Genomic DNA, 10,627 nt, shown 5'->3' on the forward strand with positions numbered 1-10,627 from the left:
TCCACGGATACCTCGGCGACGTCCCGCCCGCCGAGTTCGAGCACGCGTTCTATGCTGTCCAAGCCGACCGCGAACAGCTGGTCGGAATCAAATAGCGCGAGTCTCCATCAAACCCAGGGCGCTTCAGACGCCCAACTGCCGTAGCCGGGTCATGAAGTAGCCGACCACGACAACCTCCTCGGCGAACCCGTTGCCGAACGCCTTCATCGCCAGAACCGGGATCCGCCACCACAGACCGTCGTCCGGCGCCGCCACGAGCTGCGAATTCCAGCCCATCGCCTGAGAGAACGCGACCAGCGCCAGACCGGGCAGTCCGATGATCGCCGCCAGGACTGCGGCGGGCGGCACATCCGCACGCACGGGCCGCCCGAGGCCGATCCGCCGAAGGCCGATTCCGCTGCGCCACAGCAGGTACGCGCCCAACCCACCGATCGCCAGCAGGCGGACCACGCTCATCGACTGACGGATCACGTCGATCGCGGCCACCGACGAGCTCACCGGGTTGAGGGCGACCGTCGTGTCGCCGATGCCCGCGGTGAGAGCGTTCTCCGCCAACGACAGCACCGCGTACACGGCCGAGAACCCGAAGGTGAGAACGCCGACGAGGATCAGTTCGACGACGATCGCACGCCGTTCGCGGCGGTCGTCGACGCGTCCCACGGCAGGCGCGGGCGGGTGGACGAAAGCCCGCAGAAGTCCGCGGATGCCGCCCGCCTCAGAACTCACCGCTCCAACGGTAGCGGCAGCACTGAGGCGATGCGTTCAGTCCTCGCCGAAGCAGGGATGCAGGGCCAGCGAGTGAATCGCCGCGGACAGTTCCGGGATGCGGGAGACCGGGCGGGCGAACGGCATCCGCACGTCTTCATCGCGATTGCCGACCTCCACGCGGAAGGTGATGCCGAACCGGTCCAGGCGCAGCGGCCGGGCGCGCCCGCCTCGGACGTGGTCGGGCAAGCGCTGAGCGAGTTGGCAGATGAGGTCCTGGTGATCGGCGTCCAGGTGCACCAGCCAGTCGTTCTCGAACTCCCAGAACAGATCCGGACTCGCGGCGGCGAGCGCGTCCACGTCGACGCCGCCCGCCCCGGTCGACGTCGCGATGACAGCCGACTCGAGCGCCATTCGCATGAGGCTGTATCCGTGGCCCACGTCGAGCAGCTTCTCGTCCGGGTGGTCACCGGCGATCTCCACCGCCAGGTCGCGCTCGAGCCGTGCGGGCACCTCGTGAAGCGTGCCCGACAACCAGATCAGCGACCGCACCCGCTCGCGCATCCTGACCGGTGCGACGTCGATGACCTCGACCATCGCCGTGACGTCTCCGCCCTCGCGGACCAGGCGCAGCGCCGGCGTCTCGTCGGGAACCAGGAGAAAGGCGTCGCTTTCGAACAGATGGACCATCCCGACCGAATCGCACCCCTTCGGCTCGGTCGCCGCACAGTCCGGCGCACTGACCGACAGCGTTCCCGAATGAGCACGACGGCAGGCCGTCTGGATCAGTTCGGCATCGCACGGCGCGAGGATCGTGTTCACGTCCACCTCCAGGAAACGGTCTAATTAGCTAAGCCTAACTTATGCTCACCTAACCTAACCTGAGGGCTTTTCGCCGTCAACGCCCCGGCCGCACGGCCGGTTTCTCTCGACTACTGTGAAATGGTGCCCGTCTACGCTTACTTCGGCCCCGCCGGCACGTTCACCGAGATGGCGCTCGATGCCGTCCTGCGCCGACGCGGCGAGGCATCGACGGCGACCAAGATCGCGGTGAGCAATCCGCCGGCCGTCATCGATCTGATCCGCAGCGGGGGCGCGGACTTCGGCTGCGTCCCCATCGAGAGTTCGCTCGAGGGAGCGGTCCCGGCCACGATGGACGCCCTGTCGCCGAGCGCCGGCCTCCCGCGCGTCCAGGCGTACGCGGAGGCGGCTCTCGACATCTCCTTCACCGTCGCCGCGGCAACGCCCATGGACCCCGCCGACGTGCGGACCGTCGCGGCGTATCCGGTGGCCGCGGGTCAGGTCCGCCGCAGCATCGAAGAGCTGTTCCCGCGGGCCGAGGTGGTCGTCGCCACCTCCAATTCGGGCGCAGCGCGCGACGTGGCCGAGGGTCGCGCCGACGCCGCCGTGACCACGGCCGCCGCGGCGCGGATGCATGAGCTGGCGACGCTGGCCGACGGCGTCGCCGACTCCGACGACGCCGTCACCCGGTTCCTGCTGCTGGGGCCTGCGGGGCCGCCGCCGGAACCGACGGGAGCAGACCGCACGTCGGTGATTCTGGACCTTCCGAACACGCCCGGAAGCCTGGTCGCGGCGATGAACGAGTTCGCGATGCGCGGCATCGACCTGACCCGTATCGAATCGCGGCCGGTCGGCCCCGGACAGTACCGTTTCTATCTCGACGCGCGAGGCCACGTTCGGGACGCTGCGGTCGGCGAGGCGCTCCGCGCCCTGCACCGCAGTGCCGAACGTGTGGTCTTTCTCGGATCGTGGCCGGTCGACCCGCAGTTGGCCGTGACCACGGCCGCGACACCGCCCGACCACACCGAGTCACGCGAGTGGTTCCACCGTCTTCTTTCTGGAGAACTCTAAAGACATGGCAAGGCTTCACCTGGTCCGGCACGGCGAGACCACGTCCAACGTGCTCAAACGTCTCGACACCGCACTTCCCGGCGCGTCGCTGACCGATTTCGGCGCGCGACAGGGCGTGCGGTTCGGGCTCGAACACCCGCTGACCGACTCGGCGGTGCTGGTGAACTCTGTCGCCAATCGGGCGCAGCAGACCGCGGAACTGATCGGATCGGTGTGGGACTCGTCCACCGAGACCGTGGAAGGCGTTCACGAGATCCAGGTCGGCGACCTCGAGGGGCGCAGCGACCGCGAGGCGCATGAGCAGTTCCACGAGATCGTCGCGCGCTGGCACCGGGGCGACCTCGACGCCCGGCTGCCCGGTGGCGAGTCGCTGGAGATGCTTCACGACCGCTATCTGCCGATCATCGACGATCTGGCGTCGCGGTACCTCACCGGCGCGAATCAGCGGGACGTGTACTTGGTCTCCCACGGTGCGGCGATCCGGCTGATCGCCGCACACCTGACGCGGCTCGACCCGGAGTTCGCCATGAAGAACTACCTGAACAACACCGGTTCGGTGGAGTTGGAGTTCACCGGCGATCTGTGGGTCTGCCACCGATGGGGCGAAGCCGCACTGCCGGACGCCGACGGTTCGGATACCGCACCCGGCTACGAGGATCCGATGGGCTGACCCGGCCCCGACGGCCTGATCCGGTCAGCCCCAACCGTTGGCGTGCAGCCACTCGTCGCTGATACCGAAATGGTGCCCCACCTCGTGCAGCACGGTGATCGCGACCTCTCGGCGCAGTTGCTCGGCCGAATGGCACATCGCGAGGAGCGGCTCGCGATAGATCTCGATCGTGTCGGGCAGGAAGCCGCTGTACTCGGTGGTCCGCTCGGTGAGCGCCACACCCGTGTACAGGCCCAGGATGCCGGGATCGTCCTCGTTGTGCGGACGCACCAGGATCACGACGTTCGACATGGCGTGCATCAGCTCCTCGGGGAGGAGGTCGAGCGCATCGCCGACGAGGTTCTCGAACTCTCGCTCCGACATCCGCAGCGGCATGTCAGCCGCCTGCCGGCGCGGGAAGCTGCGCGTCGTTCGGCGTGTAACCGGGAGGCAGTGGCACGGGCTCGCCCACCGACCGTCCCGGCGGGCCGACGTCGACCGGCTTCGGACTGCCGCCGTTGATGAGCAGCGTGTCCGGTCCGCCGCGGGCGTCGCCGACCAGGGTCGCGAAGCCGCCGCGGTCGGGCAGCGCCGCGTAGCAGACCACACGCCGGCTTCCCGTCAGCCAGCTCACCTCGGAGATCACCGACCACTGCACGTTGAGCGTGGTCGCCTTGAACTTCTGCGCGCCGCCGAAGAACCTGTTCGTCTGCGTCGGGCAGATCGTCTTCAGGTAGTCGTTCTGATCCGCGACGCTGGGCCACGGCTTGCCGGAGTTGCGGCCCCCGAAGCGCTGGGACAGGTCCACGGTGCCGGTCACCTGGAAGGCGTGGGGTTCGGCGCAGTTCACGACGCTGCTGGTGGCCTTGCGGGTGGTCTTGTCGATGCCGATGCAGGTGCCGTCGGGCCATGCGAACGACTGGTCCACATCGCGGACGCGGCCGGTGAACTCCTCCTGGCCGCCGCCGGCACCGGGTTGTTCGATTCCGCAGCGCAGACTGCGCACGCCGCGTTCCCACTCCACCTTCGACGGGAACATCAGTCCGGGCGAGAGCCGGCCCTGCGGATCCAGTCCACCGCCCAGGTAGCGGTCGACGATCACGCCGCAGCTCTCATCGCGGATCGCGGCGAAGCGCTCCGGTCCGGGCCACGGTGCCTCCGAGGAGAACTCGGAGCTCGGGAACGCGGAGGTGTCGAGCACACCGGCCACTTCGAACCGATGCGGCGACTCGCACGCCACCGCGCTCGGCTCGCCGGGTGTGTCGGCGCTCCAGGTGAGGCAGTCGCCCGCCTCGGATCGGGTGAAGTCGTTCTCCTGCGCGGGCGATCCCTCACCGATGACCGACGAGCCGACATCGCCGACGTCGTCGAAGACACCGGTTCCGAGCATCACTCCGCCCGCGGCGAGCGCACCGACGAGCACGGCCCCGAGCACCAGCCGCAACGAGTTCTTCGGCATCCGGTTGCGGGAGTCGGCCGGCTCGCGGCCGTCGGCGGGCTCGGGCCCCCCGTCGTCCCCATCGCGCTCTCCGTCGTCACCGTAGTCGTCGTCGCCGTATCCGTCGTCGCCGTAGTCGTAGGCGTCCTCCGGTTCGACGCCCCACTCCTCGACGTCGTCCTCGACCTCCGCGTCGTAGTCGTCGAGTCCGGCCGTCGGCTCCGCCTCCCCGCCGATCTCCGGGAGCTCTGCGGTCGCCTGCTCATCGCCTTCGACGGCACCGACCGGCCCCCACACGTCGGCATCGCCGTCGACGACGGGGCGGGCCTCGTCGTCGCCGCGGCCGTCATGCATCGGTTGATCCCTCTTCGAAGTCATCGCGTTCCATCATGCCTGGTCGTTGCTCGCCTCGTGTTCCGAGTAGGGTTCAACGTGTGATCGACCTGAAGATCGTGCGTGAGAACCCCGACCTTGTACGTGCCTCCCAGCGTGCCCGCGGCGAGGATCCCGGACTCGTCGACCAGCTCCTGGAGGCGGACGCGGCACGGCGCTCGGCGATCGCCGAAGCCGACGCCCTGCGCGCGGAGCAGAAGTCGCTCGGCAAACTCGTCGGCAAGGCATCCGGAGACGAGAAGACCGCTCTGCTCGCCAAGGGCAAGGAACTGGCCGAGCAGGTGAAGGCCGCCGTCGCGAAGCAGAACGACGCCGACTCCGCGTCGCAGGCCGCGCACCGCGCCATCTCGAACATCATCACCGATGCCCCGGCCGGTGGCGAGGACGATTACCTCGTCCTCGAACACGTCGGTGAACCGCGCGCCATCGACGACCCGAAGGACCATCTCGAACTCGGAGAGAGCCTCGGCCTCATCGACATGGCCCGCGGTGTCAAGGTGTCGGGTTCGCGGTTCTACTTCCTCACCGGTCTGGGCGCGATGCTGCAGCTCGGTCTGCTCAACATGGCCGCGGCGAAGGCGACCGCCAACGGTTTCACGCTGATGATCCCGCCGGTCCTGGTGAAACCGGAGATCATGGGCGGCACCGGCTTCCTGGGCGCGCACAGCGACGAGATCTACCACCTCGACGAGGACGACCTGTACCTCGTCGGCACGTCGGAGGTGCCTCTCGCCGGGTACCACAAGGACGAGATCCTCGACCTCTCCGGCGGACCGAAGCGTTACGCGGGCTGGTCCACCTGCTTCCGCCGCGAGGCGGGGTCGTACGGCAAGGACACCCGCGGCATCATCCGCGTGCACCAGTTCGACAAGGTGGAGGGCTTCATCTACTGCAAGCCGGAGGACGCCGAGGCCGAGCACCAGCGGATTCTGGGCTGGGAGAAGGACATGCTCGCGGCGATCGACGTGCCGTACCGAGTCATCGACGTGGCAGGCGGGGACCTGGGCAGCTCGGCCGCCCGCAAGTTCGACTGCGAGGCATGGGTTCCGACGCAGGGCACGTACCGCGAACTCACCTCCACGTCCAACTGCACCACCTTCCAGGCACGACGACTCTCTGTCCGCTACCGGGACGAGAACGGCAAGCCTCAGATCGCGGCGACCCTCAACGGCACCCTCGCGACCACCCGGTGGCTGGTCGCCATCCTCGAGAACCACCAGCAGCCGGACGGTTCGGTTCGCCTTCCCGAGGAACTCGCGCGGTTCGTCGGGGTGGAACACATCCGACCGGTGTAGTCGGCATTCCGGACGTCGTCGTCCGCGCCCTCGAAACCGTTTCATCCGTGCCGTCGCCGGGTATCCGACGGCACGGATGAAACCGCCAGAGAGGACCTCGGGTCGATGGACGTGCCACAGAGACTGATCGATCGCATCAGCGAGTTCGAGGAGGCCGATCGGGCCGCAGCGCCGCTCGCCGGTGCGGTACACCGCGTGACTCGGCGCGATGCGGTGAAGAACGCACTGTCGGGCAGCGCACTCGGCCATCAACTGCATCCGGTGCTGACCGATCTGCCGATCGGCGCCTGGACGATGGCGTCCGCGCTCGACTACTTCGGCGGCACTCGTCACGCGGACGGCGCGAGGCGGCTGGTCGCGCTCGGTGTGCTCAGCGCTGCGCCCGCCGCTGCGGCCGGAGCCTCCGATTGGTCGGATTCGTACGGCGGCGACCGGCGGATAGGCCTCGTCCACGGCGTGATGAACCTGGCGGCCACGGGTGTGCACGCCTGCTCATGGGTGGCCCGGATGCGCGGGCGATCGAAGGCGGGGGTGGCGCTGAGCACGATAGGTCTCGCCCTCACGGCGGGGGCGGGGTACCTCGGCGGCCATCTCTCGTTCGCCCGCGGCGTCGGCGTCAACCGAACCGCATTCGAACCAGCGGTCACCGAGTGGACGCGAGTGGCGGCGCTGCACGAGCTCGAAGAACGCAAACCCCTGCGTGTCGAGGCCGCGGCGGTGCCCGTCGTTCTCGTGCTCGTCGACGGCCGCGTCCATGCGCTCTCGGCCACGTGCATCCACGCCGGGGGCCGGCTCGACGACGGGATGGTGATCGATGAAGATTCCGGCCCGTGCCTCGTGTGTCCGCTGCACGGCAGTACATTCCGTCTCGCGGACGGCGGCATCGAGCGAGGGCCGGCCGCGGTGCCGGAGCCGCGCTGGCAGGTGAGAATCGACAGCGGTGAGATCTGCGTCAGCCGGCGGACAGTGCCTGCGGCGAGAGGGTTCTGACCAGATTCCTGGCCCATTCGAACTGGCGCTCAGCTTGTGACAGACACTGATCGACGAGCGCGGAGCACTCGGAATCGTTGGTAGCGGCGGCGCCTTGGCCGAGGATCTCCCACTGCATCGTCAGCCCTGCGATCCGTTGACAGACGCCGCACAATTCGGCGACCGGCAGAAGCGACGCGGGGAGCTCTCGGGCCGGAGTCTCGAACACACTCGACGGGCCGACGGCGGCCTGAGTGTCGAACGTCGCCTCCGACTCGACGCCGCGAGCGACGGCCAGCGATCTGACGGCACCGGCGTGATTGCGCGACCAGGCCGCGAGATCCGCAGCGAGATAGTGGATCTCAGGGTCGGTCGGGTGGTCTCGTGCGATCGATTCCAGCTCCAGGGCGAGAAGTCGTTCGGAGCGCTCGAGTTCACGAAGGAGGAGGCCCAGGTTCTTCATCGCGTCCCCTCGCTCTCCCTGGAGAGCAATGCGATGGCGGCGGCCGCGGTTTTGAATATCGGTTGCTTGGACGCCGGATCCCAGTCCGTGAGCGTCAGCTCGTTGGCGGCCCGGTCGTGAGCTGCCGGTGATTCCACGTCCCAATAGCCGTAATGGAAGGGCAGAAACAGCACCCCCGGTCGAATGTCCGCGATCCGTGCGGCGGCGCGCACCGTGCTGCGGGGACTTCGGATCTCGACCGGATCGCCGTCGCGAATGCCGTGGGTGGCCGCATCTGCCGCTGACAGCTCGACCCACACCTCCGGGGCCGCACCGTTGAGTTCCGGTGCCCGGGCGGTCTTGGTTCGGGTGTGGAAGTGGTAGACGGTCCGCCCCGTGATCAGGGCGAAAGGGTATTGCGCCGACGGTGGTTCGTGCGGCGTCTCATAGTCTGCGGACTTGATCAGCGCGCGTCCTTTCGGATCGTTCGCCCGGTACCTGGTGGCGTCGACGGGAGATCCGGTGATCAGGTCCTTGCCGTACGTCTCGCACTCGTCGGCCGCGGTCCAGAAACGACCGTCCGCATAGAGGCGTGCCGTGCCGCCGGGCGCGGTGTCCGTGCACGGCCACTGCACGCTGCCCTGCTCACGCAGCCCCGCATAGCTCATGCCGCTGTAATCGCAGAGTCTGCCGGCGCTGCACCGCTTCCACGCTTCGAACACGGCCTCCGCGTTCGACCACGGCGTCAGCGGGCGGCCGTCTCGGTCACGGAAGTCCATCCGTCGCGAGAAGTCCAGAAAGATGTCCAGATCCGCACGGGCCCCTCCGGGTGGGTCCACCGCCTTCTCCGACAGGTGCACGGTGCGGTCCGCGTTGGTGAAGGTACCGACCTTCTCGCCCCACGCCGCCGCGGGCAGCACCACGTCGGCGAGCATGCCGGTCTCGGTGAGGAAGATGTCCTGCACCACCAGGAACAGACTCTCCTTCGAGAGGATCGACCGTACCCGGCGCAGCTCCGGCATCGAGACAGCGGGATTGGTCGCGGAGACCCAGAGCATCTTCAGCGATTCCTGCTCGGCGTACCGGAAGATCTGCATCGCGTGGGTCGGCGGCGCGAAATGCGGGATCGTCGCCGCATCGACGTTCCAGACCGAGGCGAGCTCTCTCACGTGTGCGGGGTTGGCCCAGTTCCGAAAACCGGCCAGGTCGCCGTCGGCGCCGCACTCACGGGTGTTCTGTGCGGTCGGCTGCCCGTTCATCTGCAGTACGCCGCAGCCCGGACGTCCCAGCATTCCTCTGAGCAGGTGGATGTTGTTGACCTGTACCGCCGACGCCGTGGCTTGATGCGACTGGTAGAACCCCTGCAGGACCGTCGACAACAGTCTCTGGGCTTCGCCTATCAGCCTCGCCCCATGCCGGATGTCGTCGGCCCCGACTCCGCAGATGTCTGATACTCGCTCCGGCGGGTACTGCGAGACGAGGTCGGACAGGTCCTCGAATCCGACGGTGTGTTCCCGGATGAACTCGTCGTCGATCCACCCGTTGACGACGAGTTCGCGCAACAGACCGTTCATCAGTGCGAGGTTCGTTCCGGGCAGCGGCGCCAGATGGACGCTCGCCCGTCGCGCGACCGCGGTTGTCCGCGGGTCGACGCAGAGGAGCTTCGGCGGATCCGGAGCCGCGAGACGGTCGAGTATCCGCATCCAGGTGACGGACTGGGTCTCCGCGACGTTGTGCCCGAAAAGCGCGATGACGTCCGCATGGTCGACATCTGCCAACGTACCGGGTTGGCCGTCACTGCCGAACGATTCCTTCAGTGCTTCACCGGCGGTAGCGGTGCACAGGCGAGTGTTGCCGTCGAGGTGGTTCGTACCGATCCCGGCGCGGGCGATCACGCTCAGCGCGTAGTACTCCTCGAGGAACAGCTGGCCGGATGTGTAGAACCCGATCGAACTCGGGCCGCTGGAGTTCAGCTGTCGAGATGCAGCGGAGATTAGCAGCGCTACCCCCGGAAGTCTGACAGAACATGCGTGCCTCGATGAGTCGTGTCAATTTTGATTCTCCATGTGGTCGGCCATCCAAGTCACTTTCGGCGAACATTTGGCGTAGATCGATCTCTTGCGGCGCCCATGCAGCGGCAACCCCTCTGCTCTGACGACCGAGCATCGCCTCACACAAGTCAGCATGTCGCACATATGCCAAGTGCCATAACGCCAATCGGAGAAAGACTCATAGACAACTGCACAAGCCGGTGCTTTGTCCACGCTATCTTGCTCATCTCCACGAGCTGTTTCGACAGTACCGGAAGAAGAGTCGGGCCCTCGAGCCGATCCTGAACGGCTTCGGGCGTCAGGTGCCGCAGGTGTCCGAAATAGACAAAGTTGTCCGGCGCCTCAACCTCGAGGTTGGAGGCCCGTAGCCGGGGACGCACAACCCAGGCCGCACATAGGACGCTAGCTACTAAGAGGAGGATGCCAACGACGTACCAGACTACGGCCCAGCCCCCAAGGTCATGGAGCACCCGCCCCTCGCCCGACAGCGTGATAACTCCCACGAGGAGCGCGGTCTCAATTGTCAGTGCAAATGGCGCCTTCGTATCGGAGATATTGTCAAGACCTGTGGATGAGGTTGTTTCAGGCGGCCTCCTCTTGCGATGTTGATGGGGTGTCGGATTCGACGAGTTTGCCTTTCTCGAAGGTCTTGCCGGCTCGGACGAGGGCGACGACGTGGGGTGCGTTGAAGCGCCCTGGGTTCCGTTCCGAGTCTCAGCAAGGAGAATCGGAGTATGCCCAAGAAGTTCAGTCCAGAGCTGCGTGAGCGTGCCGTGCGCATGGTCTACGACCGCCAAGCCCGCGAGGGCGGCC

At 67.3% G+C, this 10,627-nt stretch carries 9 protein-coding genes and 2 pseudogenes; 4 read left to right on the forward strand and 7 right to left on the reverse strand.

The features are described from left to right. Window positions 1–129: 129 nt before the first annotated feature. Both ABFX36_RS18480 and ABFX36_RS18485 read right to left on the reverse strand, forming a co-directional pair. Window positions 130–726, reverse strand: a pseudogene (locus ABFX36_RS18480) (CPBP family intramembrane glutamate endopeptidase); the annotation flags it as partial. 36 nt (window positions 727–762) lie between these two features. Next, complete coding sequence (locus tag ABFX36_RS18485; protein ID WP_006897145.1) at window positions 763–1,533, reverse strand: DUF2470 domain-containing protein; 771 nt, start codon at window positions 1,531–1,533, stop codon at window positions 763–765. 114 nt (window positions 1,534–1,647) lie between these two features. Here ABFX36_RS18485 and pheA point away from each other — a divergent pair, with 114 nt between their 5' ends. Next, window positions 1,648–2,577, forward strand: coding sequence for a prephenate dehydratase (gene pheA, locus ABFX36_RS18490; protein ID WP_006897146.1), 930 nt, complete (start codon window positions 1,648–1,650; stop codon window positions 2,575–2,577). A gap of 4 nt (window positions 2,578–2,581) precedes the next feature. Then, complete coding sequence (locus ABFX36_RS18495) at window positions 2,582–3,247, forward strand: histidine phosphatase family protein (protein WP_062367828.1); 666 nt, start codon at window positions 2,582–2,584, stop codon at window positions 3,245–3,247. Between the two features lie 24 nt (window positions 3,248–3,271). On the opposite strand, the gene ABFX36_RS18500 is transcribed toward ABFX36_RS18495, so the two are convergent. Both ABFX36_RS18500 and ABFX36_RS18505 read right to left on the reverse strand, forming a co-directional pair. Then, on the reverse strand, window positions 3,272–3,622 hold the full coding sequence (locus tag ABFX36_RS18500) for a metallopeptidase family protein (protein WP_006897148.1): 351 nt from the start codon (window positions 3,620–3,622) through the stop codon (window positions 3,272–3,274). A 1-nt stretch (window position 3,623) separates the two neighbouring features. Further along, window positions 3,624–5,018, reverse strand: a complete 1,395-nt coding sequence (locus ABFX36_RS18505; RefSeq protein ID WP_062367827.1) for a septum formation family protein — start codon at window positions 5,016–5,018, stop codon at window positions 3,624–3,626. 80 nt (window positions 5,019–5,098) lie between these two features. On the opposite strand from ABFX36_RS18505, the gene serS reads away from it, so the two are divergent. Further along, window positions 5,099–6,352 (forward strand): serine--tRNA ligase, encoded by a 1,254-nt coding sequence (gene serS, locus ABFX36_RS18510; RefSeq protein WP_006897150.1) that lies wholly within the window; start codon window positions 5,099–5,101, stop codon window positions 6,350–6,352. 105 nt (window positions 6,353–6,457) lie between these two features. After that, entirely contained in the window at window positions 6,458–7,342 is an 885-nt protein-coding gene (locus ABFX36_RS18515) for a Rieske (2Fe-2S) protein (RefSeq protein ID WP_006897151.1), read from the forward strand. On the opposite strand, the gene ABFX36_RS18520 is transcribed toward ABFX36_RS18515, so the two are convergent. The 3 genes and pseudogenes from ABFX36_RS18520 to ABFX36_RS18530 all read right to left on the reverse strand — a co-directional run bounded on the left by ABFX36_RS18520 (window position 7,305) and on the right by ABFX36_RS18530 (window position 10,368). Continuing rightward, entirely contained in the window at window positions 7,305–7,784 is a 480-nt protein-coding gene (locus ABFX36_RS18520) for a hypothetical protein (protein WP_006897152.1), read from the reverse strand. The two genes, ABFX36_RS18515 and ABFX36_RS18520, sit on opposite strands and share 38 nt — an antisense overlap. Continuing rightward, window positions 7,781–9,730, reverse strand: a pseudogene (locus tag ABFX36_RS18525) (molybdopterin oxidoreductase family protein); the annotation flags it as partial. The gene ABFX36_RS18520 and the pseudogene ABFX36_RS18525, both read right to left, overlap by 4 nt. Before the next feature lie 212 nt (window positions 9,731–9,942). Continuing rightward, window positions 9,943–10,368 carry a Pycsar system effector family protein gene (locus ABFX36_RS18530; protein WP_464367272.1) on the reverse strand — a complete coding sequence of 142 codons (426 nt, stop codon included), beginning with the start codon at window positions 10,366–10,368 and terminating at the stop codon, window positions 9,943–9,945. Window positions 10,369–10,627 lie beyond the last annotated feature (259 nt).

Source organism: Gordonia cholesterolivorans (assembly GCF_039531975.1).
In the GTDB taxonomy this organism is placed as follows: domain Bacteria; phylum Actinomycetota; class Actinomycetes; order Mycobacteriales; family Mycobacteriaceae; genus Gordonia; species Gordonia sihwensis.